The 26,925-nt window shown below is 43.4% G+C and carries 25 protein-coding genes and 2 pseudogenes; 3 read left to right on the top strand and 24 right to left on the bottom strand.

The annotated features are described in order from the left end of the window. Window positions 1-2 precede the first annotated feature (2 nt). Both H615_RS0113175 and H615_RS0113170 read left to right on the top strand, forming a co-directional pair. Window positions 3-1,292 (top strand): glycosyltransferase family 4 protein, encoded by a 1,290-nt coding sequence (locus H615_RS0113175; protein WP_035532295.1) that lies wholly within the window; start codon window positions 3-5, stop codon window positions 1,290-1,292. Then, entirely contained in the window at window positions 1,289-2,200 is a 912-nt protein-coding gene (locus tag H615_RS0113170) for an NAD-dependent epimerase/dehydratase family protein (protein WP_027955586.1), read from the top strand. Before H615_RS0113175 ends, H615_RS0113170 begins: the two co-directional genes overlap by 4 nt. 332 nt (window positions 2,201-2,532) lie before the next feature. Here the strand turns inward: H615_RS0113170 and H615_RS22720 are convergent, their stop codons facing one another. Next, a complete protein-coding gene (locus H615_RS22720) occupies window positions 2,533-2,670 on the bottom strand; it encodes a DUF454 family protein (RefSeq protein ID WP_244877755.1) in 138 nt (45 codons plus the stop codon). 74 nt (window positions 2,671-2,744) lie between these two features. Further along, the gene (locus H615_RS0113160; protein ID WP_027955585.1) at window positions 2,745-3,239 is read right to left on the bottom strand and encodes a flavodoxin domain-containing protein; all 495 of its coding nucleotides are present in this window, start codon (window positions 3,237-3,239) and stop codon (window positions 2,745-2,747) included. Window positions 3,240-4,172: 933 nt separating this feature from the next. Between H615_RS0113160 and H615_RS0113155 the strand changes: the two genes are divergently transcribed. Then, on the top strand, window positions 4,173-5,927 hold the full coding sequence (locus tag H615_RS0113155) for a right-handed parallel beta-helix repeat-containing protein (RefSeq protein WP_027955584.1): 1,755 nt from the start codon (window positions 4,173-4,175) through the stop codon (window positions 5,925-5,927). A 53-nt stretch (window positions 5,928-5,980) separates the two neighbouring features. Here H615_RS0113155 and H615_RS0113150 read toward each other — a convergent pair whose 3' ends face one another. From H615_RS0113150 to H615_RS0113050, 22 genes and pseudogenes are all read right to left on the bottom strand, one after another. After that, on the bottom strand, window positions 5,981-7,513 hold the full coding sequence (locus H615_RS0113150) for a right-handed parallel beta-helix repeat-containing protein (RefSeq protein ID WP_156896489.1): 1,533 nt from the start codon (window positions 7,511-7,513) through the stop codon (window positions 5,981-5,983). Window positions 7,514-7,549: 36 nt separating this feature from the next. Continuing rightward, window positions 7,550-7,897, bottom strand: a complete 348-nt coding sequence (locus H615_RS0113145) for a helix-turn-helix domain-containing protein (protein WP_027955582.1) — start codon at window positions 7,895-7,897, stop codon at window positions 7,550-7,552. A 41-nt stretch (window positions 7,898-7,938) separates the two neighbouring features. Beyond that, window positions 7,939-9,093: an NAD(P)-dependent oxidoreductase gene (locus H615_RS21355; RefSeq protein WP_035532202.1), complete on the bottom strand. Its 1,155-nt coding sequence runs from the start codon at window positions 9,091-9,093 to the stop codon at window positions 7,939-7,941. Window positions 9,094-9,235: 142 nt separating this feature from the next. Further along, a pseudogene (locus tag H615_RS22895) lies at window positions 9,236-9,350 on the bottom strand (CatB-related O-acetyltransferase); the annotation flags it as partial. Continuing rightward, window positions 9,345-9,569, bottom strand: a pseudogene (locus H615_RS22890) (LbetaH domain-containing protein); the annotation flags it as partial. The pseudogenes H615_RS22895 and H615_RS22890, both read right to left, overlap by 6 nt. Before the next feature lie 231 nt (window positions 9,570-9,800). Continuing rightward, on the bottom strand, window positions 9,801-10,718 hold the full coding sequence (locus tag H615_RS21345) for a glycosyltransferase family 2 protein (RefSeq protein ID WP_051254703.1): 918 nt from the start codon (window positions 10,716-10,718) through the stop codon (window positions 9,801-9,803). Window position 10,719: 1 nt separating this feature from the next. Beyond that, window positions 10,720-12,141: an O-antigen ligase family protein gene (locus tag H615_RS0113125; RefSeq protein ID WP_027955581.1), complete on the bottom strand. Its 1,422-nt coding sequence runs from the start codon at window positions 12,139-12,141 to the stop codon at window positions 10,720-10,722. A 42-nt stretch (window positions 12,142-12,183) separates the two neighbouring features. After that, the gene (locus H615_RS0113120) at window positions 12,184-13,290 is read right to left on the bottom strand and encodes a glycosyltransferase family 4 protein (protein ID WP_027955580.1); all 1,107 of its coding nucleotides are present in this window, start codon (window positions 13,288-13,290) and stop codon (window positions 12,184-12,186) included. Between the two features lie 17 nt (window positions 13,291-13,307). Further along, entirely contained in the window at window positions 13,308-14,360 is a 1,053-nt protein-coding gene (locus H615_RS0113115) for an NAD-dependent epimerase/dehydratase family protein (RefSeq protein WP_027955579.1), read from the bottom strand. Next, complete coding sequence (gene rfbC, locus H615_RS0113110; protein ID WP_027955578.1) at window positions 14,357-14,932, bottom strand: dTDP-4-dehydrorhamnose 3,5-epimerase; 576 nt, start codon at window positions 14,930-14,932, stop codon at window positions 14,357-14,359. The genes H615_RS0113115 and rfbC overlap by 4 nt, the downstream gene beginning before the upstream one ends. A 20-nt stretch (window positions 14,933-14,952) precedes the next feature. Beyond that, on the bottom strand, window positions 14,953-15,687 hold the full coding sequence (locus H615_RS21340) for a sugar phosphate nucleotidyltransferase (RefSeq protein ID WP_035532199.1): 735 nt from the start codon (window positions 15,685-15,687) through the stop codon (window positions 14,953-14,955). Window positions 15,688-15,717: 30 nt separating this feature from the next. Further along, window positions 15,718-17,169, bottom strand: coding sequence for an oligosaccharide flippase family protein (locus H615_RS0113100; RefSeq protein WP_027955577.1), 1,452 nt, complete (start codon window positions 17,167-17,169; stop codon window positions 15,718-15,720). 21 nt (window positions 17,170-17,190) lie between these two features. After that, window positions 17,191-17,865, bottom strand: a complete 675-nt coding sequence (locus H615_RS0113095; RefSeq protein WP_027955576.1) for a sugar transferase — start codon at window positions 17,863-17,865, stop codon at window positions 17,191-17,193. A gap of 14 nt (window positions 17,866-17,879) precedes the next feature. Beyond that, window positions 17,880-18,761: a UTP--glucose-1-phosphate uridylyltransferase GalU gene (gene galU, locus H615_RS0113090; RefSeq protein WP_027955575.1), complete on the bottom strand. Its 882-nt coding sequence runs from the start codon at window positions 18,759-18,761 to the stop codon at window positions 17,880-17,882. A 34-nt stretch (window positions 18,762-18,795) separates the two neighbouring features. Further along, on the bottom strand, window positions 18,796-19,479 hold the full coding sequence (locus H615_RS0113085) for a CpsD/CapB family tyrosine-protein kinase (protein WP_027955574.1): 684 nt from the start codon (window positions 19,477-19,479) through the stop codon (window positions 18,796-18,798). Next, on the bottom strand, window positions 19,454-20,230 hold the full coding sequence (locus tag H615_RS21335) for a YveK family protein (protein WP_051254702.1): 777 nt from the start codon (window positions 20,228-20,230) through the stop codon (window positions 19,454-19,456). Before H615_RS21335 ends, H615_RS0113085 begins: the two co-directional genes overlap by 26 nt. A gap of 81 nt (window positions 20,231-20,311) precedes the next feature. Continuing rightward, window positions 20,312-21,643 (bottom strand): sugar phosphate nucleotidyltransferase, encoded by a 1,332-nt coding sequence (locus H615_RS0113075; RefSeq protein WP_027955573.1) that lies wholly within the window; start codon window positions 21,641-21,643, stop codon window positions 20,312-20,314. Continuing rightward, window positions 21,640-22,968: a UDP-glucose dehydrogenase family protein gene (locus H615_RS0113070; RefSeq protein WP_027955572.1), complete on the bottom strand. Its 1,329-nt coding sequence runs from the start codon at window positions 22,966-22,968 to the stop codon at window positions 21,640-21,642. The genes H615_RS0113075 and H615_RS0113070 overlap by 4 nt, the downstream gene beginning before the upstream one ends. Beyond that, window positions 22,965-23,459 carry a PssE/Cps14G family polysaccharide biosynthesis glycosyltransferase gene (pssE, locus tag H615_RS0113065; protein ID WP_244877761.1) on the bottom strand — a complete coding sequence of 165 codons (495 nt, stop codon included), beginning with the start codon at window positions 23,457-23,459 and terminating at the stop codon, window positions 22,965-22,967. The genes H615_RS0113070 and pssE overlap by 4 nt, the downstream gene beginning before the upstream one ends. Before the next feature lie 5 nt (window positions 23,460-23,464). Further along, window positions 23,465-23,935, bottom strand: a complete 471-nt coding sequence (gene pssD, locus H615_RS0113060; RefSeq protein WP_027955570.1) for a PssD/Cps14F family polysaccharide biosynthesis glycosyltransferase — start codon at window positions 23,933-23,935, stop codon at window positions 23,465-23,467. A gap of 42 nt (window positions 23,936-23,977) precedes the next feature. Next, entirely contained in the window at window positions 23,978-25,129 is a 1,152-nt protein-coding gene (locus tag H615_RS0113055) for a glycosyltransferase family 4 protein (protein WP_027955569.1), read from the bottom strand. After that, entirely contained in the window at window positions 25,098-26,918 is a 1,821-nt protein-coding gene (locus H615_RS0113050) for a DUF7411 family protein (RefSeq protein WP_027955568.1), read from the bottom strand. Before H615_RS0113050 ends, H615_RS0113055 begins: the two co-directional genes overlap by 32 nt. Window positions 26,919-26,925: the final 7 nt, after the last annotated feature.

The raw sequence follows: 26,925 nt of genomic DNA, 5'->3' as shown, positions 1-26,925 counted from the left end.
AAATGCCACCCTTCCGCATTCATCCCGCTCTTACTGCTGTGATGGATCAGTATTTTTTAAAGATTAAAGACGCCGCTCCCAACTCCCCCCATTCCTTCCACCAGCAGCAAATGGAAGGCCGGCCACCGAAGCCTTTGACCATCTTATATGTAACGTTTCTTCGATATCCCAATACCGGCGGGCTGTCCCATTACATCACCTCATTAAAAAACGGCATGGAGGCAGCAGGGCATCACGTCGATGTACTGGCCCCCGGGGACATGTCTTCCGTGCAGCTGGAGGAGTGGATTCCGGAAGCCTCCGCCGCCGCCCGGGCGTTCATGATGGAACGCTACGGATCCACAAACGAAAAAATCATTAAAAACCTCAGCTTTCTTCATGTGTTTTCAGCGTTTCTCAAAACCCAAAACCTTGAGAAGTATGACGTTATCCACGCCCAGGACCTGTTTGCCCTTTTCCTTCTTGGAGATTTGAATCAAACGTACCAACAACCACTTTTTTTCACCCCCCACGGATTTTTCACGAAAAGCCGCCTGACATTCAACAAAATCCAGAAAGGGTCCCTTGAAGAAGCCTATTTTACGTGTATTGAGAAAAACGGAATAGCAGCAAGTACAAAAATTATCATGATCGCTGATTCCTTCCGCCCCAACCTGATGGATCTTGGAGCTGCGGAAGAAAAGCTGGTGACCGTTCATACCGGCATCGATTTTAAACCTCTCCCCCTCCGCCCCCGTGAAAAACTCACCATGACCTGCGTTTCCCGACTGGCCCCACGTAAAGGTCATGGTTATCTGTTGGAAGCGTTGGCAAGCCTGCGGGAGTATAGGAATCATGTAGACGTATGGATTGTCGGAGATGGCGTCATGAAAGAAATCCTGATGAAACAAGCGGAAGAATGGGAGCTGGATAACGTCACCTTCTGGGGAAGACGAGACGATATCCCGTCCATCCTCTCCCAGTCAGACATCTATGTTCTGCCTACGATCAATGACAACTTCCCTTTATCCATCATCGAAGCTATGCATTCGAAGCAGGCGGTCATCTCCACCACATGTGGGGGCATACCGGAAATGGTCCACCCTGAAAAAACCGGAATTCTCTGCGAACCGGGGAATGTAGAAGAACTGGCCCGGGCACTCAGGCGTTTCATAACCAGCAAAGAAGAGCGCAGGCGGTTTGCCGAGGCCGCCGAGTCTTACGCGCGCAAGCACCTTACCAGCGATGTCATGACTAAAAAAATTGAAGCCGTTTACCAGAATCATTTATATAGAAAGGAGGGTTTTCAGTGAAAGTATTAGTGACCGGTGGAGCCGGATTCATCGGCTCCCGGATTGTCCACCTGCTATTGTCAGAAGGTCACATTCCCATTGTTTTAGACGATTTCTCCAACGGACGGAAAGAAAACCTTCCATGTGGAGTGAAGGTTTTCAAAAGAAAGCTTTCATCAAAAAAAGTGAAGGATATATTCGAAAGGGAGAGACCCGACATCGTGATGCACCTCGCTGCTCAAGTGAATGTGACGGAATCCCTTAAAAAACCGGCGGAAGACGCTGCCGTTAACATTTCAGGCACCGTAAAGCTGTTGGAATACAGCAGCCGTTATGGAGTGAAAAAATTCATCTTCTCCTCCTCCAGCGCCGTTTATGGGGAGACCCGTGACACCCTCCACGAGGAGAATCCAACCAGCCCCCTATCCTTTTATGGAGCCTCAAAATCAGCAGCCGAAACGTATATCCGATTGTTCCACACGCTTCACGGCCTTCCCTACACCATCTTCCGCTATGCGAATGTCTATGGTCCCGGGCAGCGCTCCGACGGGGAAGGCGGTGTAATCAGCATCTTTGTTGAGCAGCTCTTACAGAACCAACCCCCGGTCATTTTCGGGGATGGCAGCCAGACCCGCGACTTTGTCTACGTCGATGATGTCGCGCGGGCCAACCTGCTTGCCATGACGAAGGCGGATAACCAAATCCTCAACATCGGCAGTGATACACAAACGTCGATCAACAACCTTTACACCCTGCTTGTTGAGAAGTGCGGGATATCAATGGAGCCTGTTTATCATGAAAAACGGGAAGGTGACATCCGGCACAGCCGGCTTTCCAATGAGAAGGCACGGAGCGAACTCACCTGGACTCCAGCGTATGACTTGAATGAGGGGTTAGCGGAAACGGTCGATTATTTTAAAAGGAAATAAATAAGGAAGAATTCTCACCTAAAGAAATGTAAGGGGGAATTCTTCCTTATTTTCACTACATAATCACTCATTCCACACAAAAAAGAGACGCAACCCAATGGTTATCCTTCTTCTACCGGTTTATGCGTTTTTGCCAAATAGATCACAACGGTATATAAGCACCCTCCGAAGATAAAACCAACTTTCAACAAAAGATTGGGAGCGGTGTAAAAAGCCGAAAACAAAAACGGAAACCAGATCATCAGGAGCACGGACATCTTAGGTTTAATCGGGTGGCCACGTCCAGCTTTATAATTTCGAATATAAAATCCGAACCATTTGATCATCATCAGCTAGTCATACAATCGATCGGAACTTTGTATGTAACAGACCGTGGTGAGCAGCAATAATGGCGTTGTCGGCATCAGGGGAAGAACAATGCCCAGTACTCCAAGCCCCAATGATACACTTCCGATGATGATTAGAAGCATCCTTGAAAAGGCTCTAGGCGATTTACCTAAGACAAGACTGACTCTCTTTCCAACCTCTCACTTCCTCCTTACCTTCACCGATAGATTTTCATTTTTTTGTTCAACATATCTGCAAAACGTTCGATGTCTGAGAAAGACAGTTTGGAAGCATTACGGGATATACCATTGGCTTCGAGAATCACTTTTTCCAAAGCGCTCAACCCACCTAAATGCAGCTCATAACCAAAAGATTCCTTAGCAGAAGCGTAAGCATAAAGCGGCGCAGGAAACGCCTCCTCTAATTCGCGCTGCAGAGTGAAAACATCTTCCGCTGCTGCAAGAATGAACAAACCGATTTGCGTCTCCATCAAAGTGTGTAAATGACAAACGGCATAGGAACTGAGTTCCATGGAGAGTTGCCCATTATAAATTGGACCACCGAGGATCACCCGATCATAAGAGTGAAGGTTAATTCCCCAGGCTTTATCCACTTTAACGGCAGCGACTTCTCCATCCAATCGGTCTGACAGCAACTGGACAGCTTTTTCAGTACTTCCATGTTTGGATGTATACACTATAATTGATTTCATACTGCTTTCCCCCTAATTAACCACCTGTTTGGATGTTCATTCAAACGGATGAGCCAGCTCATAAAAGTGAGCAAAGCGTTCTCTTTGATAGAGTAGTTTTTCATGGGACCTTCTAACATCAGCCGACATTTTTCAAGGAGCAGCACGCGGTCTGTCCTATAAACAAACGCCAAATGGAGAGAAAATGAGATTGATTCAAGGTGGATTGGAACCGACAAAGGGAATGGTGACCTTGAACGGAATACCTCCCTGCCATCAACTCCACTATAAATACCTATCCAATCGGCAGCGGCACAAACAGGAAGTTAAATAATGTTTTGTTGCTCCACACTGCACCCTTTCCAATATCAACTCTGTCATACTTCTCCCCTTAACTCCTATTTGTTCAATATTTCACTTATAATCCTATTTCTACTATATTTCTTTTTCGAGACGAACAGCTCGGGTATTTTTGTCTATTCCATGTCAGAATTGTTCCTGATTTGCGAACAATTAGAATGACTATTATTGAGAGGAATAATAAAGTCATTCTTTAGACTGATTTGTCCATTCATGACAATTTCCCGGGAAATATAAGCATCCTGCATTAATTGGTGCAGGTTTAAAAACCATACAAGATTTTATAAACATCCTGACCTAATCAAGCAGAGTGCAGGTACATACAGGAGTGCTGGCTCTATTAAAAAGAAGCTACATCAAAACTGACCGTTTATATAATTGAATTTATTTTTTCTACAACCCGTTTCCCCTTCCAACAGCAAGTACGTTCGTTTCTGGAATTGTTTTTTGGTGCTCCTTTGTTTCTCTGCCCATTTCCTAAGCATAATGTCACGTTAATACAAAAATGATAATAAGATGAACTAGTCTTCATGTAGAGTCGATTTTCACCTCTATATATAGGACAAATCTGATATAGAGGAGATAAGAAAACTTATGAAACAACTATTCGCGTGGATAATTTTAGCGATGTCCTTATGCCTGACGTCTACTATTAATGTTCATGCTGATGAACCTTTGGACACGTTAAAAGAAATTCAGGATAAAATTGATCAGGTCAGTCAACAAGGGGGAGGAGTAGTAACCCTGCCAGCTGAAAGAATCGTTTTATCTGAACCCCTCCGTCTCAAAAATAATGTTCATTTAACCGGACAAGGAGTCGGCAAGACTATTCTGACCATGGAAGCCGTCCAATCTGATGGCAGTTTGAATCCAAGTAAAATTTTGTTAGCTGATAAGATCTCAAATGTGGAAGTGTCACACATCACCTTCGACGGTGCCAAGGAGCTTAGAGAAGAACTCGTCAACAGCGGCTTCTCTCATACTATGTCTTTTGCTTACGTCAATGAGCTGCATATTCACGATATTGAAATTATTAATTCCGTGGATGCCAGCATTGCACTATGGTACTCCTCTAATGGAATGATTGAAAACAACGTCATCAAAGACAGTGGCAGCAACGGAATACTAGGCATGCAGGAAACACACGATATCAAAGTCCTGAACAACATCATTGATCATACGGACAATCAGAATGGTATTTTCTTCATGTACCAAGGGGACAGCACCTATAATATCCTTATTGAAGGAAATACGGTAAGGGATGTGGCCGATTATGCCATCGAAGTCGGACACACAACGCATAAGCCCGGGGATGAGCCCCACCGTAATATTACAGTGAAGAACAACAATATCGAGAACGCTTACTGTACCGGAATCGGATTTCGAACGGTTTCCGACGGTATAATTGAAGGTAACACAATTACCAACTATGCAGAGCATCACGAGTATGGATGTAATGGGATATTTGTAGAGGGCAGAGTATCTTTAAATTCGTCCGTGGACATAAAAAATAATACGATCTCTCAATCTTATCCAAAAGTTACAGGACAGCGGTTTCCTTATCAACAGGCTGTATACATTACGGGTATGAAAGATATGGATATCACCAATAACCGTATTGATAGTAGCTGGAACGATTCTATATACGTCTTGGCTTCATACTTTCAAGGGGGTACGCCTGACTTCCCTGATGGAAGAAGGCTGTACAAGGATATTCGGGTTACGGGGAATACAGTCTTAAATAGTGAAGTAAACGGGGTTCATTTTGACAGCTATCCATCAAGTGGGAATGTAGTCAGCAGCAACACCATTTTGAGGAGCGGAGTAGAAGCCGTTCTCGTTGAGGGGGATACTCAGCGAGTGACAGTCTCCGGCAACATTGTGACCGAAGAGGATTCCAATCCAGGAAAGAATATGTGGACGAAACCGACATCCTTCAATCCCTTGCCAAAATATTTCCCTCAAACCAATCGGCAGATTTTCGATGAGGGTATGTACGAAATTACATTTAAAGCTAAGTCTGATTCTTCAGCTACGTTGAATCTCTATGTTCAAGACCGTAGAAAGTTGAATGAAAATATTAAGCTCACTTCTGATTGGAAGGATTATTCTTTTTCATTCAGCTCTGATAACCAAGATGAACTCCTTTTCTGGGATAAGGATATCTCTTTAGATATCCAAATTGAAGATATCTACCTGAAACGAACCAATGAAGACGAGGAACCACCTGAGCTTCCAACAGAAGTTTCTTCCGCCATAGAACGACTACAGCAGCTCGTTTCAACTGAAGAAGATAAGGCAGTCGAAGTCTCCAAGATCCTTATTCAGATTCTTGATCTTCTGGACTGAAGAATGGAAATTATAAAAGCGAGAAGATCACATATCTTCTCGCTTTTATACGTTTAGGGTTCTTGATTAATCGTGATAAGCTGCGTATTTTCAAGGTAAATATCTTCTTCCTTAAGAGAGGGATTATTTTCAATCAAGGACTGGGATGCTTCTACGATTGAAACTTGATATTCCTGTTTATTATCATTATGGAATGTGTTCGCTGCAATTTGAAAATCCGCTTGTTTATAAACACTAATCCCCGTTTGTTTATTACCTGAAATTTCGTTCCCCTCTATAAGAAAGCCATTTCCAACATTCAGGTTCGCTATTTGAATACCATGTTCTCCGTTACCAGTGATGGTGTTCTGTTCAATGACATTTTCGTTTGAACTGTCACCTTGAAAATGGATGCCGTTCTTTAAATTATTTTTAAAACTGTTATTCTTCACTTCAACCCGATGAAACGCTCTCTTACCTTCTGTGAAATCTGTGGTTATTATTTGGTCAGGTAGTACAGATGCCTGCACGAAAACACCATTTCCCCTGCTGTCTTCAACGGCATTCCCTTCGATAAGCGTTCTATCCATCCCTGTAACGTAGATAGCGTTCGCGTCACCGCTTTGGAACGTTTGAATCACTTCATTGTCCAACACTTCCACATTCTCTGAAGTATTGAATCCCCCTTCCACAAAAATCCCATCGCCTCCATAAGTACCATTTCTTCCGTACCCACGAATGACATTGTTTTTGATGACACCATCACTTACGGTCCGGAAGGCAATTCCCGCGTTGGTAGCTCGATGGATTTCATTATTTGTGACTTGAATATTCCTATGCTGCTCTTGCCCATCAGGAACGATATGGCCAACTTCTATTCCGAAATCCGCTGCATCGTTGACTTTGTTGTTTTCTATCACGATGTCCGATGAAGAATGACCGCGCTGATAAGAAATGAATATCCCATTCTGATGATCTGTGTGCTCAATGACATTGTTGGAGATTGCCACGTTTTTCGTTTCCTGCATAGCCAGAATCCCATTCGATCCACTATCTTCTATTTTGGAATTTTGAACACTACCGTTCCGGCTGTTATACAACATGATGGAAGCAGATGCTGATCGTATGATTTTAATTTGATCAATTAAGAACCCGTCTACATGAACGATATCGATGCTATGCGCGTGCGGATCATTGATCAAGGATTTACGTTCCTCCTTGTTCCCATCCACTGTCAGTTCACTGATTGTAATATTCTTTGCACCACTCTCAGTCTCAATGATCTTATGGTCATTTTTCTTCCCATTATCCAACACAGGCTTTAGCATGATTGTTGTCTGATCGATTCCCGCACCTTTCAAGTGGACATCAGATTTAAGGAGAATCGGCTCGGAAATAACATATTGGCAAGGTTCTAATGAAACAATTCCCCCACCTGTATTACTTGCCGTATTGATTTCCTCCTGCAGCTCTTCTATATCTTCCTTAGAAGCCATACAATCGTTCACTGCTGTGGAAGTTGGAGAAGATTCTCTTCCACCTATAAACAATGCCAGGACTGCACCAATAACCAATATTAAAGACCCTACCAACATCGTTCGTTTCAAATGTCCGACGGTTCTTCGCTCCTATCTAATTCTCTTTTATCTATTTTTTGATCTTTGCTGCTGTCTCCTCCAATGAATAAATGCAATAACTTCTTTATATTCATCAAGCATGTCCTGTTCTAAACCGTATTCAGACGCCACTGCAACAAAATCTCCCCACTCGTTCATTCGTTTTGTTTCTTCGCCTTTAATTGGATCGATTATTTCTTCAATATCAACTCTTAGAACACCAGCGATATTTTTCATAATTTGTATGGAAGGGTTTTGTTTCAAGTCTCTTTCCAGGTTACTTAAATAAGACTTAGATATACCAGATCGATTAGCTAATTCAGAGAGTGTGATCCCCTGCTGCTTCCTAACTCTTTTAATATTCCGCCCTATCATTCAACATCTCTCACCCTTCATAAAGGTAGGATTGAAGACTTTCATTTCGTTACGCAGGCTACTTGTTCATTTAGGATTTTCTTCCAAACTCGAAGGGCAAAAGAATCCGGGAGTTCAACATCAGAGAATCGTATCATTTCCCCTTCTTCTATTGAACGATTTAAAACACCGTTCCTTAGAAGGCCAATTGGGACATGATCCGGTTCATCGTTGATTCGTACAGCCTCTCCCCGAAATTCGAAACTTCCAATTCCATGCTCAATGTTTGTTCCATTCAACAAATTCTTCTTCGCAATGGCAGCTACACTCAGGCGCGGATTTGTACTATTATTAAGTAAAATACCACCGCCATTGATCACACGCCGGATAGTTTTTAGAACCTCCAAATGACACAGGTGGTAATTGGTTTGCATCGTATAGTAAGGCCCATCCCCCATTTTGTAATACCGGAGAGCATCTTGTTGATTCTCCTCATGACGAGCAGTAATGAAGACACCTGGCTGCAAGGATCCGGAGAGAATATAATCACTGAGGACACGTCCTTCTTTATCTCCTATTTCTGCTAGGTCCTGTCCACCGATACGACTGTCATCCGCTTTCAAGCCGAGAATCCCATCATCGGATATATCTGCTCCAAGTCCATTCCCGACAAGCACTTGTTCAATATGGACTTTCGTACCATCTGTAAAAGAAGTGGTCATTCCAAGACTGGTCCCATTTTTCTTAGACCAGTAAAGCATGTCTTCCTCAGAGGGGTTTTGATTAAGGAATCCTTTGATGTTACCGTAGACAACCGGCTTGAACCCCATCTGTCTTACATCCTCATCCAACTTTGCTAGACAGCCCGGCTGATCCCCCTCCGCTTCTGTAAAAACACCTTTTGCCGCAAAATATGACCCCGTAGTGACCTGCAATTCTGCATTCATGGTGACTACAGGCAGGGAGGCATTCATGGCCTGTTCAATGACTTCACTTCCATACAGTACATCTCCACTGCATTCTACGATGATGTCGGCACCGTCAATCAATTCCTCCCGCGAATTTGTCAAGAGCTCCTCTCTCGGGTACCCCCCCATTTCAGCAATGCTGCGTCTTGTTAAAATACCGGAAACACACAAATCCTCCTGTCTGCTCAAAAGCTTTACCAGACCTGTCCCTATCAAACCCGTTCCAATTACACCTACTCGCTTCTTCATTTCATCGCCTCTTTTCTTTGTTCTTTTGATCTCCCCAACAACAAATCATCTGGAGTGACCTCCCCAGTCATCCACTCTTTCAGCCATTTATCTTTTCTGGAAAAAATCTGCATATCAAGTATTTTTTTTATGGTTTCTTCACGGAACCGATAACGGATTACTTTAGCTGGAACACCTGCTGCAATCGCATAAGGTGGGACATCTTTGGTAACCACCGCACCGGCTGCAACAATGGCCCCTTCTCCTATCGTGACCCCATCAAGTACAATAGCATGAGCTCCGAGCCAAACATTGTCACGGATGGTGACAGGAGAAAATTCTTCGTAATAATCCTGATCCACCCAAGTTTCTCCGTTCAACTGACCCGCAGTCGAATAGAAGATTGGAGAGGTTGATATGAAGTGGCTGGGATGATTTCCTAATCCGATTTGACACCCAGGACCAATGGAACAAAACGACCCCAGCTTCACATTCATAACATTGCAGTTTCTAGCCGTATACGTATATCTCCCAACAACCGAATGAGAGATCCTTGTGTAAGCATTTATCGAGCATCCTTCCCCCACTGTAGTCGTCGAAACATCCACTTCAACACCCTGCCCCAGATAAACAGATGGGTACTTCCGTTTGAACTGTAAGTGACGGATTCCATTCTTTAATCCAAAAGGAATAAAACGTCCAATTTTCACTGTTAGCCCTCCAGTCGTTTATGTAAGACGCTGCCATTTCCCAGTTTTATGACGGAGGGAATCCCAGTAGCCATTCCGAACCGCCTTCCGCAAATCTTTGGACCGTTTCCCTTTACATCTATACACCAACAATTTCACTACGGTCTTCATGCTGAAATAACAAAGAAAAAACGTATAATTCAATCGATTGGAATGAAGATACATAAATTGAATTTTATTCCTCGTACCATAATAATTCGCAAGAGGGGAACGAAATCCTGCTGTAGCAGACACTTTGTGATAGATCAATGATTCCGGGACATATCTAAGTCTATATCCAGCCTTTTTCATACGAACACAAAACTCTGTATCTTCATAAAACAAGAAGTAGTCCTCATTTAAATACCCGATTTCTTGAATCATCCGGGTGGGAAACAGAAGCGCACATCCTGTCAAAAATTCGACATCTCTAGAAGAAGATGATTGATAATCTTGAAGAGCATGGACGGCGGTGCCTGTCTTCCAGTTGATATACCCCCCACCATACCAAGTTTGTTTCGAAGGATTGTGGTAATTGATATGAGAACAACAGGCTCCTACCCCTGTGTCTTGTTGAAGCTCATAGACGAGCGGGGACAAGAAATCCGGGCTTACCACTGTGTCGTTGTTCAACATTAAAATGTAGTCAGGGTGGAGTTGTTCCATCGCATATTTCACACCGGCATTGTTTCCAGCAGCAAATCCTCTATTCTCTTCCAACTGCACGAGGTGGCAGGAATACGGAAGAAGGGCCGTTTCAAGTTCTTCTTGATTATCAGAAGCATTATCAACAACGATTACTTGGATATTTGGATAGGTTTGATCAGTCAAGGAATCCAAACAATCCAAGGTGTCCTTGGTTCCATTGAAGTTCACGATAACTACACAAACAGATGGTGGTGCTTTCTTTTTCATCATTTCATCCCCCACCTTTTTCATACCGGTCAACTTCCCTCTTCTTGTAAAGCATGTAGTAAGCTGCAATCATAGCTAAGTGAAACCATACAAATCCCATTCGAAAACCGTTGTTGAAATTAAAGTCAACCAGGATAACGATACTGGATGCGGCAAAGCCTAAAGGAATGAAGTCCTGTTTCGAGTACATCTCGTGTATCATCTGGATGAGACGACCAATGATTACAAGAAAGATTGCAAGCCCAATAATCCCTGTATCGAACAATACCGTGAGGAATATATTCGCATTTCCTTTTCCCTCATTGAGTTCCCCTCCATAAATATACTTGTCTCTCATCTCCTGCATTTGTGAAAGCTCCGCCATTCCTCCACTACCATTTCCAACAATAGGGTGGATGTTGATATGGTCAATCATCATTTGAATAGAAGCAACTCGACTGTCAGCTGCACCACTATCTGTTTCCAAAGAGGTCACTGGATTCATTCGTTGATAAATGCTTGTACCAATTTCAGGCTGGGTTAAAAACAAACCACTTGCAAGAATCGCCCCACCTATACCTGTAAAAAGTGCGAACCGTATTAAGCGTCTTCCTTTCGTTAATATGAATAAGAACAATCCAGCTGCAAACAACGCCAGAATCGCTGCTCGTGCCATACTGATCATTACCCCTAAACAAGTAATGACCAAAGCGACCTGGATGAAAGAATGAGAGAAGAGAGTCGAATGCTTGTACATATACAGAACAAGAAGCCAAGCGGCTGAATAACCACAAAACAAACCATACCAATCAGGTTCATGAGCAAAGGAGGACGGACGCGGAATACCGATATGCTCATAATGACTGATTCCGATTTCCACTCCCAGGAAAAAGCCGGCCCATTGTACGAATCCTACAACTGCAACGATCACTCCTGAGATAATGCTGTACTTGACAATTTTCCGAAGAAAAGGTTCTCCTTTGTCATAGATCACTTGTACCGAGAGGAAGAAGAAGAGATTCAGGAAAAGTTGTCCAATGACTACGGTCCAGAAGTCTGTATAATTCAGTACGTGATTATAGCTTAGGAAATAGCTCCCCACCCATAAATTAATGAACAGAAATAATGGAGTAGTAAAGATGTCACGCTTCTGAGCTACCATTTCCAATGCGAATTTCAAAGTCATAAACAGGAAGAGCACCTGATAGATGCGGATATATGAACCCCCTACTGATAAGAAGGAGCGATCAATGAATATACATAGAGCAATAAGTAAAAGAAACCGATCCACAGGTAGGAGGAGAAGGAATGGGAACAATAAAGCTCCGATGATTACAGGTACCATTTCCGGAGTTAGACTGGATGCGGTCCCAATGACTGCCGCCAAAACAACACACGCCCCCAGAAGAATAACCGTTTGTTTGTTCCATATGTGTTTAGCGATCATAGCAATTCCCCTCTTCTATTCTTCTTTCGTTATAGAGAATTATTAGACACAGCATACTTCTTCATATACAGCCTGGAAATCCTTCACTACTTCTCTCCAAGAATAGGCGTTCGCATAGGATGTCGAGGAATGAATCAAATGTTCTGTATCTTGGCGCCGTAAGATAGAGGAAACTTTGTCGACTGCCTCTTCCATATGATTGAAGTCGATAATAAACCCATTTCTCTCATCATCGATCATTTTGTTGAACGAGGGAATGTCATTCAACAGCGGAATACGCCCAGCCGCCATAGCCTCGAGAGCCGAAAGCCCAAACCCTTCATATTCAGACGCAGAGATGAAATATTCCGAACCGGCCATTACCTCCAAAAGTCTCTCGTCCGTAGCATTCTCTATAATTTCCACATGTTCAGTTATGCCATAGCCTTTAATCATTTCTTCATATGTGGCCCTCAATCGATCGAAATCTTTTCCTACAATGGAGAGCTTTACATCCTCGAATTCCTTCTTCAGTTGGCTGACTAGTTTGAGGAGCAGGTCTACCCGTTTATTGGATGAGAAGCGTCCCACAGTAATCATGTGATTCTTAGTTCCACGCTGATTGGAAATTCTTGAATACTTTTCTACGTTGATGCCGTTCTCGATCAATTGTAGATTATCTGATGTGATTCTTCTGAAGAGATCATAATCATTATTGCTGCAAGCTACGACTCTGTTTACATTCCTCATCACCATACGGGTAATCGTATGAAAATAGTAATACTTCAGCCTTTCTTGATTCTTTGTATGAAAAAAGCCTCCATGTGTGGATAGAATGATAGGTTTCCGGTGGAAAGGCTTCAGCATTGTCATCAAATCAATGAAGGAATCAACCGCATGAACGTGGATCAAATCGAATTGGGATACATAACGCACAGTAGAGAGAGCGATAGGATAACGCTTAGAACCAAAATATGGTATCCTCCTCACCTTAACTCCGTTTTCAAGAGACTGGTCAGGTAGAGGGGTATCATCAGAGAAGTTGCGGTCCAGGGTCAACACCTCCGCTTCTACACCGTTGCCATTCAGATGTGTTGCCAGTTCACTGACGAAATTCTCCAAACCTCCTATAGCAGGCCTGTATTGTCTGACTATGTGCAGGACTTTCATTGTTTTCCCTCCACCCTTTATATTTTCAAAGGGACTTCTTCCTTTTCGATATCAAACAAGCTGCCGTCCCAATCCATCCCTCTTAATATGTCATGCCACTTCATCAATTCCTTATACCAATCAAGAGTAATAGTATCCAAGTCCTTTCTCAGTTCATTCGCTTGAAGAGCTTGATAGATTTCCATTGCACCGTCCGCAGCCGTCCATTTAGCTTCCCAGCCAAGGATCGTTTTTACCTTTTCGAAACTCACACGATAGGAGCGGTGATCCGGATGACCATACCATTGAATATCGATATCCTCAGGAAATGTGTCCGCAATTTCATCAGCAAGCCTTTCAAGTTGATAGTTTCCAGATTCTGATCCGGCATTAAAAATTTCCCCGTTGATTTTATGACTATCTTCTTCAAGCAGCAGACACATCAGGTCTACCGTATCTTGCACATGAAGCATAGGCCTCCACTGAGTGCCGTCTCTCATCAAAGGAATCTTGTTGTTCTTCCATGCTCCATAAACCATGCCGTTCACAGCAAGATCAAATCGCATTCGCTTCGATTTTCCGTACAGCGTCGCTTGTCGAACAACAACAGCAGTGAACGCTTCATCTGCTAACGGTAGAATATCCTGTTCTGCTCTCTCATTCGCTTTAGCATATGTCGTAAGTGGATTGGTGCTATCCTCTTCTGTCACCCTTTTCGTGCTTCCCTGAAAACCATAAATGCTGCAGGAAGAAGGTAGTATGTAGCGCTTTACTCCCCTTTCCTTCGCCAGACGAGCTGTTCTTACCCTTGAATAGTGATTGATGTCATACGTAATGTCTTGGAACAACTCTCCACTTGGATCATTCGAGATAGCTACAAGATCAATAACTGCATCAATACCCTCAAAGTAATGAGCTGATAACCGTCGTGTATCTTCCTGTACGATCTGTAAATTTTCATGAGCATCCAGTTTCTCTTTACCAAAGAAAAAGCGGTCGACTGCTGTAACGCTGTACCCCTTGTTTAAGAGTTCCGGAACCAACACACACCCTACATATCCACCAGCGCCTGTCACTAAAATGTGCTTCATCGAATCACTCTACCTTCCACCCTATATTGAAAATCATTCTCTGCTTCACGAAAGAGGGGCTGCTTTCCATCTTTTTCTGAAAGAATCGGGTCACTCACCGGCCAATCAATCAATAATTCTGAATCATCCCACCTTATTCCCCGATCATTCTCCGGTGAATAATAAGCGTTCACTTTATAACAAACGTTGGTGTTCTCTGTCAGTGTACAAAAACCGTGAGCGAATCCCTCAGGGACGTATAGCATTCTTTGATTGTGCTCTGACAGGATGAAACTCTGCCATTGTCCATAGGTTGGAGATCCTGCTCGGATATCAACCACTACATCATATACAACACCTGTAATAACACGGACCAGCTTTGACTGGGCTTTGGGATTCAACTGATAATGCAGCCCTCGCAGCACCCCTGCTTCCTTAGACAAGGAATGGTTGTCCTGAATGAAAGAATCTTCAATTCCATGTTCATTAAATATAGATCTATTGTAGTTCTCCATGAAAAAACCTCTTCGATCACCGAATACTTTTGGTTCAATCAGCTTGACGCCTGGTAAATTCGTTTCCATTACCTTCACATCATTACCCCCTGTTTGATTCAACTGTGACGCACTTCAGCACTCACGCTTGGTGTAAATAGACGATCCGCTTCTGCTAATGATGCATGGGTCCCTGCGTCTATCCAATGGCCTGTAAGAATCCGAAAGTCAAGTAGACCTGTGTGAAGGAAGGCTCTATTTACATCCGTGATTTCCAATTCTTTTCTTTCTGATGGCTTCAAACGATTAATAATTGAGAACACTTGTGGTTTGTATAGATAAATTCCGGTTACCGCATAGTCCGACACAGGCTTAGATGGCTTTTCCTCAATAGCACAGATCCGACCATCTGCAAATGTAGCAATACCGAATCGCTCTGGGTCCTTTACCCGCTTCAAAAAGACCATTGCCTGTGCTTCTGATTCAAGAAAAGGACGAACATGAGCTTCTAACGAATCAGAAAAAATGTTATCACCCAGGAGTACAGCGACAGGCTCCCCTCCACTGAATCCACCTGCCAGTCCTAAGGCTTCCGCTACCCCACCAGCTTCTTCCTGAATTTCATACGATACACGTACGCCTAAGGCACCTCCAAATCCTAGCTCTTCAATCATAAGATCGATATGCGCTTTACCTGTGACAATCAAAATTTCGTCTATACCAGCTTCCTTCAACTTCCCTATTCCGTGATGGATCATAGGCACACCACCTACCGGAAGCAGATGCTTATTTGTATTCCTGGTTTTCGGATACAGCCTTGATCCTGTCCCCCCAGCCAGAATGACTCCTTTCATAGCCTTCTCCTCCTTTATGATCCGCCTCGCTTATGCGGTTTTCCTTCGTCTCCAAGCTTCAGATAAATGACCGGACGGGATGTCTTTCAATTTGTAAGAAACAGCCATTGTGCTAATCATAATGAGTAGTCCACCAATAAAAAACTGAATAAACATGTGCACCGGTAGAAAACGAGTGAACTGAAGAACAACATAGCTGATACCACCTGAAATTAGAAAAGTCCTTGCAATCATGAGATAAGGCAGCAGTTCCCTTTGTTTGATTCCGAACACCCTGCACACGTCCCTCTGCTGAAGATAAGCCCCTATGAATGCAGTGCTAACCGTTGCCACAGCTACACCATAGGGACCAAACGACAAAACCCCTATATAACTCAACACCAGGTTTGATCCCACGACAATAGCTGTATTAATTAAAACAAGCTTTTGATTTCCAGAAATCAACAGCAGGGTATAGAAAACAGTAAAACTCAGCGGAAACTTGATCAAATAGATCAAAAAAATCGGAATCCCTGTCAAATACATATCAGAATAAATCAGCGAAATATATTCCTCTTTATAAAATAGTAGTATCCAAAACATTGGAAAGATGATGACGGCAAGAATTTTACTGGTGCTCTGCCAAAGGGAAAGCGTCCGTTTCACGTCGTTCTTCACATTGTATAAATGGCTTAATTTGGAGAGCATGACAGTGACAACAGAGGCCGTTATTGTCAGCACAAACGGGATTTCCTTGGAAACGATGGCGAAAATAGCGAATTCTTCCAGATTAGAAAAGAACTTCACAAGAATTTTATCTGCATACCCATTAACCACCGTAATTGCCGTTACTGCACCAACGGAACCCGTATAGATCACTTGCTGCTTCAGCAATGGCCAGTCCACCTTAAGTGCGAACGGCTGCTTCACGATGTATAAAGCCTGCAGGATAATCATACGCACAAGTTCAAAGATGGCAATAAACTGGATGATGCTTAGAAGGTCTCCATCTCTATGGATGATCAGGAATGCAGTAGCTGCATAAGCAAGGTAATACACAAGAGAGAAGATGCTGAATAGCTTGGCTTTATCCGTGGACACATACAAATTCTCCAAATGGCTTCCAGCAATAATGGAAAAACACCAAATCCCCACCCAAATCACTAAAGGGGACATCGCATCATCAGTAAGAAATAACCCGAGTGTACTTCCAAGATAAAGAATCATAAATGTCAGAATGGCTAAAAGGAATAGGGAAACAAACGTATTGCTTATGATCCGATTCTTCTCTTTAGCATCATCTGTCTTGTTATGAAAATACATGAAGGAGGTGGACATTTCGAACGGGACCAACGCTCCAAGCGTGATCGTGATAATCAGAAGCAGTTGATAGATTCCCATTTCCTCCATCGTAAGTGTCCTTGCCAGGATCATCGTAAGGAACAATGTTGATATGGATCGTAACAGCCTGTGGGCGGAAAGCAGAACTGAGTCTCTTACCATTCCCTCATCTCCCTATCAAACTCAGTAACCACCCTTGGAACTCACTACGACATAAAACGTTTTAAAGAGCAGCTTCATGTCCAGCTTCAAGGATTGATGTTGAATGTAGTACAAATCCAGTTGAACCATTTCTTTAAAGCTTACATTACTTCTGCCACTCACCTGCCACATCCCTGTACACCCCGGCCGGATCAATAGCCGCTGCATATCATAGTTTGAGTAAATTATGACTTCTCTCGGAAGTGGCGGCCTAGGCCCTACGAGGCTCATTTCTCCTCTCAGTACATTTATAAGCTGCGGAAATTCGTCAATGCTCGTACGTCGTATCCAATATCCAACCTTCGTAATCCTTGGATCCCGCTTCATCTTAAACATGGGGCCCTCTACTTCATTTTGATCAATAAGAGTATCCAGCATTTCTTCCGCGTTATAGACCATCGATCGAAACTTATACATATAGAAGGTGCTTCCGCTCTCCCCTACTCTCAGCTGTTTAAACAGCACAGGCCCTTTAGGGTCCTCCCATTTAATCAGAATGGAAACAATCAGAAAAACAGGGGAAAGGATGACCAAACCAATAAGAGCAGCAAGCAAATCGAAGGTGCGTTTCATAATGAAGTAAGTCCTGGTCGGAGAGGGTACATCCAGCTTTTCAGGAAAGGCTATCGACTTTTGCCTGGGCTTTGTTAAACTCATGACCACTCCGCTCCTTATGTCAAGATTCTATGTCGTTCCATAAGCATCTGCATTTCATCTAAAACGGATTCTCTCAACCTCTCATTTTTTAATGCAAAGTGTAGGTTGGTCAAAATAAAGCCCAGCTTTTCACCTACGTCAAAGCGCTCTCCCTCAAAACAATAGGCATAGACATCCTGGATGGTTGTAAGCTCCTGGATGGCATCAGTAAGTTGAATTTCACCACCCGCTCCCCGTTTTTCCTGTGAAAGAAATTCAAATATTTCAGGCGTCAGAATGTATCTCCCCATAATGGCCAAATTGGAAGGGGGAAGCTCCTGTGGTTTTTCCACCAGATTTCCTACTCGATATCTACGATCTTCTTCAGCTATTGGATCTATAATTCCATAACGTGAGGTTTCTTCTTCTTTTACTGATTGCACGCCTATGATGGTTGAATTTGTTTGTTTGTATTGATGAATCAACTGCGCCAGGCATGGTTCGTCACCTTCGACAATGTCATCCCCTAGTAAGACAGCAAAGGGCTCGTCACCGATAAACTTTCGGGCGCACAAGACGGCGTGCCCCAGTCCCTTAGGTTCTTTTTGGCGGATGTAGTGGATGTCGACCATGTCTGATATCTCCCGCACAGCCCGCAGCAGCTCAAATTTTTCCTTCTGGACGAGGTTATCCTCTAATTCAAACGCATGGTCGAAGTGGTCCTCTATGGCTCGTTTTCCCTTCCCTGTCACAATGAGGATATCCTCGATTCCAGACGCAACCGCCTCTTCTACGATGTATTGGATGGTTGGCTTATCGACTATAGGAAGCATTTCTTTTGGCAAGGCTTTTGTAGCTGGGAGAAACCTCGTTCCTAAACCAGCAGCCGGGATAATAGCCTTCTTAATCTCTTTCATTTACACTCCTCCTATCGTAATCTTAGCGATACCCTCAAAGCGTTTTCGTTTTCCTCTTCTCAGAAGTGCCATGGTTATACACAATACCAGACACGTGGATACTGGATGCTTGCAGCCTTTCTTTCAGCTTCTCTACATCACTCTTGGACGTTTTTCTATGATTAAGGACAATCAAAGTAGTATCGGTCTCTTCAGCTAATACTTGTCCTTCAGAGAATGGAAGCATAGCTGATGTATCGAAGACGACCAATTTATACTGTTGTTTGGCTTCCTTCATAAATGTGCCCATCCTTGAAGAATGAACCCACCTGGAAGGGTGGTTTTTCGTTGCGTCGTAACCGTTGGTAAGCACGTCCAGGTTTTCTACACTAGTCGATTGGATAGCATTCGAGAGCGATTGTTTTCCCTTCAGAACATCGGAAAATCCAATGGCTTGCTCCGCCGCGTATAATTCGTGAAGAACCGGACTCCTGAAATTAGCATCCACTAGCAGCACGCTGAGGCCTGTTTCTGCTGCAACTATCGCCAAATTGGAAGCCGCAGTAGATGTCCCCCCTCCCTCATTAGGGGAAGTTATTAAAACTGAAAGAGAATGCTGTTTCTTCCATTCCAAAGCTTCTAATAACAAATGGAACTGTTCCGCACTTTGCGATAGAGGATCCATATATGCGGCAATACCTTTTGAACGTCTCTTAATTTGCTCTTTCTTGAGTTTCAACGGAATTCGTTCCCCTTCCTTTTACGCGCGGAATAAGCGATTGGTCCTCCTGAAGCTCTTTGAACATGTGTTTCTTTTTATCAATAGAACCGATTGTCACAAGGACCGGAAGACCAAGCAGCTGTTCAGCTTCTTTCTCACTCTTTAAGGTCCGATCGAAATATTCAACAATGAACACGAGAATGGTTCCAGCAGCCAAGCCGCCTATGAACGCAATGATGATTGATGTCAAAGCGTCCACTTCAATTTCCTCACTCCCACCTACTGTGCTTTCTGTCAAAATGTTGACATTATCAACATTCATCAAACCCACGACTTCCTTCTGAAAAGTACTTGCAATCGTGTTGGCCAGTTCGACACTTTGTTCCAATTTGTCGTCCTGTACGGTTATCTGGATAATCTGGGATTCAGCTTCACTGCTGACAGTAATCTGCTCGCCCAGTTCCTCCGGAGACTCAGACAATTCCAGTTCAGCGATGACTTTGTCGAGGATAACAGGGCTTGTAATCATCACCTGGTATGACCGCATCATTGTCAAGTCGGCTTGGAGTTGACTGATATTAGCAGATGAGTCGTCTTCAGCCGGAGTCCGGTTGATAAGAAGCTGTGTCGATGATTCATAAGTGGGTTGAAGGACATAATAAGTGACAACCCCGCTTGTCAAAGCACCTAAGACACCTACAAGTAAAATGATCAAAGCCCTTCGCTTGATTAACCGAAAAACGTCTTTGAAATCAATGGATTCTCCCATGTCTACCTCCTGAATATGTTAGGATCATTCCTCAGCCTGCTATTTTTTACCGTTTATATGGAAATTAAGTACACCACGGTTTTATTTTGAGACTGCTTCCAACGGTGCTCCTTTTCGTTCACAATGTGCCCTTCTTACAACAATGATCTCCAAATTCTCCTCCGCTTTCATGATGTGTCCGGATCCCGCTGGGAGTTGTAAGACGTCACCGGCCCGAATAAGACTTTCCTCTGTTTCGCCTATGGATCGACCTTTTCCTTTGACGATTGTCCAAACCTCATTCTCACCTTTGACAAGAGAGGTCTCGAACGTATGACCTTTACGAATACTAATACGAGTGGTCATGTATTCGTAAAGTCCATCCAGAATGGTCTCAAGAGTTCGTGCTGTTCCCCAGCTCTCTTCCACATACCGGACCCTCTCTTCCTCTTCCCCTAGTAAATGCTTAATTCGTGGACTTTTTTGCTTATCTGCGACGAGTATCCCATCAGGACTTGCTGCGATAATAGCATCCTGGACGCCGATGACCTTTATTGGAATATCCAATTCATTTATCACGTGAGTGTTGATCGATTCTTCGCATGATCGCCCATTCCCCGTGACAACTGTTCCCATCTCTTCTGTCAACGTATTCCATGTCCCTAAGTCTTTCCAAAATCCTTCATAAGCCATGGCGACGACATGGTCCGCCTTTTCTACAACTTCATAATCGAAACTGTTCTTGGGAATCTGGGAGTATTTTTTGACCAGCTCCTCATAATGAATCGGCAGCCCCATATCTACTAATAAAGAGATCATGTACTCCAGTTTGAAGGCGAACACACCGCTGTTCCATAAGCCACCCTGATCGATAAGCTTCTCTGCGACCTCTTCGGTTGGTTTCTCTTTAAAATGTCCCACCTTAATCAATTCTGAAGAGGCGGAAGATTGAGGAACGATATATCCATACTTTGAAGAAGGATAAGTAGGAGTGACACCGACCAATCCGATATCGGCGCCCGAGCTCTCAAGTGCTTGCTCCAGCTCCGACACCTTCGTGAAGAAATGGTCCTCCACATAAGGATCGACAGGAAGGACACCAATGATTGAGTTTAAGCTCTCTCCTTCAATGGAATACAAGTAGGAAGCAGATAGAGCGATCGCAGCGAACGTATCTCTCCGCTCAGGCTCAAGGATCAACGTCGCTTGGTGCCCCAGTTGATGCTCAAGAATTTCCACTTGATGGCTGCCAGCCGCAATCAGGGTATCTCCGTCCAAGCTTACCTGCTTGATTTGACGCCACACGCGCTGCACCATCGACTCCAGGCACCCTTTTTCATCCTTCAGAACCCTTAAGAACTGCTTGGACCTTGCACCGTTGGACAACGGCCACAGTCTCTTTCCTGCGCCTCCTGATAAGAGTACAAGCTTCATAGCACAACCTCCTTCACACCTGATAAAACATTGGGACGACCGATAGAATAATAGTTTACTTTCCCTTCCTCTGCTTCGACTAAGGAAAAACAATTTCTTCCGTCAAATACATTTGGACTTTTCATCAGAGAGGGGAGTTTTTTTAAAGGTAGCTGCTTGATTTCATCCCACTCTGTCAGAATAAATACGATATCAGCTCCTTCAACGGCAGATTCCCATGTGTTTTTATAAGAGATAGATGATGGGAGAATACCTTTCGCCTTATCTACAGCTACGGGATCATAAGCACGGATATTCGCTCCATAACGGACCAACTGATGAGCAATAGCAATAGAGGGGGCCTCCCGCATATCATCAGTATTTGGTTTAAAGGAGAGCCCCAGCAACGCTACCTCCAGCCCCTCCAAGTGACCGATATACTTAAGAGCCTTTTCGACAAGGAGGTTCTGCTGCTTCGTATTCACTTGAATAACCGACTCTAACAAGCGAAACGGATAATCATAATCACCAGCGATTTGTACCAAGGCTGTTGTATCCTTTGGAAAACACGATCCGCCGTAACCAATCCCTGCCCTCAGGAAGGACGGTCCAATTCTTTTGTCTTTTCCCATCCCTTCCGCCACATCGTCCACATTTGCCTCTACCTTCTCGCAGATGGCAGCAATCTCATTAATAAAACTAATCTTTGTCGCCAGAAAAGCATTCGAAGCATATTTAATCAATTCCGCACTACGGATATCTGTCGCATAAATCGGAATTCCGAATGGACGGTACATGCTTCTCAAAACGTCATGTACTTCCTGATTTTCTGCTCCCAGCACAATCCGATCCCCCTCAAGACAATCCTTAATCGCAGTGCCTTCCCTAAGAAATTCAGGGTTGGACGCCATTTGAACCGTTACATCATGGTGAAGGTGTCTATCAATTAAGGATTTTACATAGTGGTTGGTACCGACAGGGACTGTGCTTTTAATGACTAAAATAATATTGTGGTTTACATAGGAAGCAAGATCCATCACTACCGATTCAATAAAACTCAAATCAGCAGAACCATCCGGACGTTGAGGTGTACCAACAGCAACCATAACGATGTCTGACTCGGTATAGGCCTTCTCTTTATCCGTTGTGAACAACAACCGGCCTGCCTCCACGTTCCTTACCATCCATTCTTCAATCCCAGGTTCGTAAATAGGAGAAATTCCGTTGCGCATCTGCTGCACCTTGTCTTCATCTATATCCAATCCGATGACCCTGTGGCCCATTTCAGCGAGGCATACCCCTGTCACCAGACCGACATACCCTGATCCGACTACGGTTATCTTCATTGTGCCCGCCCCCTTTCCTCAGACAGTTCGGATAAAAATTTGGTTACAGAATCCACGAGCACCTTCGAGCCAAAGGGGTAGCTGTCAAAGACCTTTTCTCCGATTGACTGGATGGTAACTCCAAGCTGGTTCATGTCATAAACACCAGCAACAAAATTGCGCTTCAAGAAAACGTTTGTAATATCAAGTTGATGGTTATCCACATGCTCCCCATATTTCTTCTGACGAGGAACCACAATGACTTTCTTTTTATTTTCGATACCCTCGAGAATGGAGCTCGTTCCAGCATGAGTGATGATGATGCTAGCTTTACGAAAATACTTCACAATCTCATGGGAAGGTAAAAAGTCAAAAGAAGCATAATTCTTCGGTACATAAGTGCTGTATCCACGTTGAGCAATGATTTCATCGGTAATAAAATCATTTTCAATGAGCCGATCCAGTTCAATTAACAAGCGATCAAAAGGAAATTTCTGAGTACCTACTGTCACAAAAATCAAAAAATCTTCCCCCTATACTCAGCTTTAGGATAATACTTCTGTAACTCCTCCCATTGGATATAAAATTTGTCTGAAAATCGGTACAGGATTTTCCCGGTCAGCGTAGGAGATGTAATATTTGCGAAACTCTCAATGTAAACCACTTTCCTCCCAAACAGCTTCGCAAAAAGACAGAGGGGAACTGTGGCTCCAGCTCCAGTTGAAATGATGACATCCGGATTCTCAATGCGAAATATTTGAAAGGACCGGTAAAAGTTCATCATAGATGTAAGGAAAAACGACCACTTCCGTCTCTCCTGCTGCTCTAAGAAATGGACATGTATTTCCGAGTGCATCGCATCTGAAATCTTGTTTTGTTCTGTGACGATAAAACAATCATAGGCAGATACACCTGACAACAGCTGCATCAGCTCGGAAAAATGCCCCCCTGTAGAACTGATAAGTCCTACTTTCAGTGGCTCCTTCATGTAACACACCCCTCCAACATGTTCTTTATAACGAACTATACTTTATACCAACTTCCCTTTGTCAGGGACCGACAACGACTCATACGTTTGATAGATCTCCCTGCCAACTTTTCTAGTATTGAACTTCTCCTTCACCCAGCGCCTCCCATTCGAACCAAGCTCTCTCAGCTTACCTTCTTCATCGACAACGGATAGTATCGCGGCCGTTAATGCTTCCGGGGACCCGGAAGGTGCGATGACCCCACAGTTACCGTTTTCAATAATTTCAGGAGCTCCTCCTGAATCTGCGACAATTACCGGCGTCTCCATGGCCAGAGCCTCGATAATCACCCTGCCGAACGGCTCTTCTTCTGAATAGCTGATGAAGATATCCAAAGATTTCATGATATTTGGAATATCTTCACGGTGTCCGAGGAAACAGACATGGTTCTGCAGTTCTCTCTCCTTCACCATCTGCTTTAATTGCTTTATATAATCATCACTTGCAAACAGCGCGCCTCCAACTATGACCACCCTTACATGCGGAGCTTGACGGATCACCTTCGGAAGAGCTTCAATGAGGTGATGGTATCCCTTCCATGCTGTCATTCTCCCAACCATGCCGATTAGAACCGCCTCTTGCGGTATATTTAACTCCGCTCTGATACTCCCTTTTGTGTGCTCTAATTGGTACTCCGAAAAGTCGACCCCGTTATAAACGATGCTCCCCTTCTTCCGAAATACATCCTCAGAGAATTGATGAGCAACCGCTCTTGAAATAGCTATAATATGATCAGCAAAGTAAGGCATGACCTTCTTGAAAAGGAGACTGTCATGGAGATCACGGACATGCCAGACTGTCTTTTTCCCCGCCATCTTCCCTGCAATCAAACCATAAACTGCACTTCTATATGTATTGGTGTGTACAACGTCGATGTGTTTTTTTATATAGAAGGTCAACCGATATAAATCTCTAAAAAATGATAAACCATTCATTGGACGCTTCACAATATTCAAGCTGCTCATCGAATGTGGGGCAATGGTGACAGATGGATGATGGTAAACTTTTTCTCTCAGGGGACTTTCATTCGGAACGATTAGATGCGGATGGATGGACTCCTTATCAATCTCCTTGATTAAGTAGTACAAACTGAATTCTGCGCCGCCCATTTCCTCTGCGTGATCAAGATAAGCGACTTGCAGCGGCTGTTGCATGGTTTTCCTCACCTCGTATTTTCATGGTCATACTGGATTTATTCTTTATACTTATTGCTTGATTGACCTGCGCAACCCATCTGCTGATCATCATAAAACTCCAAAGGAAATTATAGATATCGAAGGATAAAACTTTACCTTCCTTAGCTTTTTGGAACAGCGAGGTAACCATAGAAACATCTACGTAGGACAGCATCGGATTTTTGTTATCGAGGATTTCACTTTCGATCCATTCCACAACATTCGGGTTACTCATCACCTTTTTGATTGGCGGAAGGAACACATTCTTTGGTCGGTATATATATGACTCAGGCAAATAACGAGCGAGCATCTTTTTCAAAACGTATTTTTGTTCTCCATCCTTAAACTTCTCTTCTATCGGCACCCTTGACCCGATTTTAACCATTTCTGTGTCAAGGAATGGATATAGAGTCTGGGTTCCATTCACATGTAACGGATCATGAATCTTTGCACCCGACAACGCGCCTGATCTAAGGGAGACTCTTAAAGCAGCAATCTGCTCATTCTCCGAGAGTCCTTCCAATTCCTGAACTGAACGAATATAAAAGGATTCAAGCAATTTATGTCGTGCAGATTTACTCATATGAAAAGCTACGCCGTCCAAGCAGTTATTCATCATGATCATTGCATAATACATAGGAGCATCGGTGCTTTTCTTAAATGCTCTTAAAGGGGTACCTATATTTGGATCGCTCTCAAACACCTTCATCCACTCATATACTGGACTTGCCAACTTCCGAATAGAAGGTGGTAATCGGTACACCTTCTCCCAATTTTTCACGTCCTGGTGTTTTGTGAACAATTGGTCAGCGCCTGTTCCATCGATAGCTACAGAAAAAGGTGATCTTGTAAGGCTTTGGGAAATCATCAGTCGAGACTGAAGGGTGCCTTGGTCCGAATAAGGAAAAGAATAATCTTTACCTATATTTTCAAGAACATCGGTAAGTTTGTGTTCATCAAACATCATTTGATGAAAAGGCAATCCGATATAATCCGCCACTCTTTTTGCGAACTTGGCTTCTTGATCATCATCTCCAAAAGAGTAATTTTCTAGTGTCACATCACTCCGACCATGCTCTTTCAGCTTAGCAGCGATTAAGGCAGAATCCACTCCTCCACTGAAAAAGACTTTAGATCCTCCAGGGATAGTACCCAATATTTCTTCAAGTCTTTGGTCGATTTGCTTTGAAGCTGAAAAATAGTTTGATTCATCCCTCCCCCTCTTCTCCCCACAATAACGGACTGACTTTTCAACTCCTGAATATACCAACTTATGCATTGGAGGAATTCGGTACACTTCTTCATAAACAGATAAATTAGAAGGAAGGCACCCAGTTTCCAAATAGTGAAAGATTGAAATATCATTCAACTTACTTTTCGCAAACCTTGCAAGCAACCTTTGATCGTTAGAAGCATATAACGTCTGATTAGTCTCGTAATAATAGACTTGCTCAGGTGTAGAAAAAGGAACCTGAATAGTCACATACCTTTCATTTTTAGATAAGCGTATTTCCACTCCATTAGGCCTCTGCCCTTTCCATTCAGGGTTCCATGAATTACTTAACGTCAAGCGAATCTCCTTTTCGGAGTCCTGCATAGTAAACATCTGCTTATTTGAGTTTCCGATCATAGCAAGAGCTGTAATATGCTGTTTAAAATCGAAGTATAAATACTCAATATCTTTATGAAGCCAGCAGCTATGAACATCAACATGTTCTTTCCATTCCAAGAAGCCTTTTTGACTACCACTATATATACAATAAAACAATACGATC

The sequence above is a fragment of the Halobacillus kuroshimensis DSM 18393 genome (genome assembly GCF_000425705.1).
In the GTDB taxonomy this organism is placed as follows: domain Bacteria; phylum Bacillota; class Bacilli; order Bacillales; family Halobacillaceae; genus Halobacillus; species Halobacillus kuroshimensis.
Note: the sequence above shows the minus strand (reverse complement) of the source record. Positions and strands in the feature narration are given on the sequence as shown.

Bases quoted from the DNA above. Each gene is read 5' to 3' on its own strand.
- H615_RS0113175 (WP_035532295.1), top strand. From the start codon at position 3: ATGCCACCCTTCCGCATTCATCCCGCTCTTACTGCTGTGATGGATCAG.
- H615_RS22720 (WP_244877755.1), bottom strand. From the start codon at position 2,670: ATGCTTCTAATCATCATCGGAAGTGTATCATTGGGGCTTGGAGTACTG.
- H615_RS0113160 (WP_027955585.1), bottom strand. From the start codon at position 3,239: ATGAAATCAATTATAGTGTATACATCCAAACATGGAAGTACTGAAAAA.
- H615_RS0113155 (WP_027955584.1), top strand. From the start codon at position 4,173: ATGAAACAACTATTCGCGTGGATAATTTTAGCGATGTCCTTATGCCTG.
- H615_RS0113145 (WP_027955582.1), bottom strand. From the start codon at position 7,897: ATGATAGGGCGGAATATTAAAAGAGTTAGGAAGCAGCAGGGGATCACA.
- H615_RS21355 (WP_035532202.1), bottom strand. From the start codon at position 9,093: ATGAAGAAGCGAGTAGGTGTAATTGGAACGGGTTTGATAGGGACAGGT.
- H615_RS21345 (WP_051254703.1), bottom strand. From the start codon at position 10,718: ATGATGAAAAAGAAAGCACCACCATCTGTTTGTGTAGTTATCGTGAAC.
- H615_RS0113125 (WP_027955581.1), bottom strand. From the start codon at position 12,141: ATGATCGCTAAACACATATGGAACAAACAAACGGTTATTCTTCTGGGG.
- H615_RS0113120 (WP_027955580.1), bottom strand. From the start codon at position 13,290: ATGAAAGTCCTGCACATAGTCAGACAATACAGGCCTGCTATAGGAGGT.
- H615_RS0113115 (WP_027955579.1), bottom strand. From the start codon at position 14,360: ATGAAGCACATTTTAGTGACAGGCGCTGGTGGATATGTAGGGTGTGTG.
- H615_RS21340 (WP_035532199.1), bottom strand. From the start codon at position 15,687: ATGAAAGGAGTCATTCTGGCTGGGGGGACAGGATCAAGGCTGTATCCG.
- H615_RS0113100 (WP_027955577.1), bottom strand. From the start codon at position 17,169: ATGGTAAGAGACTCAGTTCTGCTTTCCGCCCACAGGCTGTTACGATCC.
- H615_RS0113095 (WP_027955576.1), bottom strand. From the start codon at position 17,865: ATGAGTTTAACAAAGCCCAGGCAAAAGTCGATAGCCTTTCCTGAAAAG.
- galU (WP_027955575.1), bottom strand. From the start codon at position 18,761: ATGAAAGAGATTAAGAAGGCTATTATCCCGGCTGCTGGTTTAGGAACG.
- H615_RS21335 (WP_051254702.1), bottom strand. From the start codon at position 20,230: ATGGGAGAATCCATTGATTTCAAAGACGTTTTTCGGTTAATCAAGCGA.
- H615_RS0113075 (WP_027955573.1), bottom strand. From the start codon at position 21,643: ATGAAGCTTGTACTCTTATCAGGAGGCGCAGGAAAGAGACTGTGGCCG.
- H615_RS0113070 (WP_027955572.1), bottom strand. From the start codon at position 22,968: ATGAAGATAACCGTAGTCGGATCAGGGTATGTCGGTCTGGTGACAGGG.
- pssD (WP_027955570.1), bottom strand. From the start codon at position 23,935: ATGAAGGAGCCACTGAAAGTAGGACTTATCAGTTCTACAGGGGGGCAT.
- H615_RS0113055 (WP_027955569.1), bottom strand. From the start codon at position 25,129: ATGCAACAGCCGCTGCAAGTCGCTTATCTTGATCACGCAGAGGAAATG.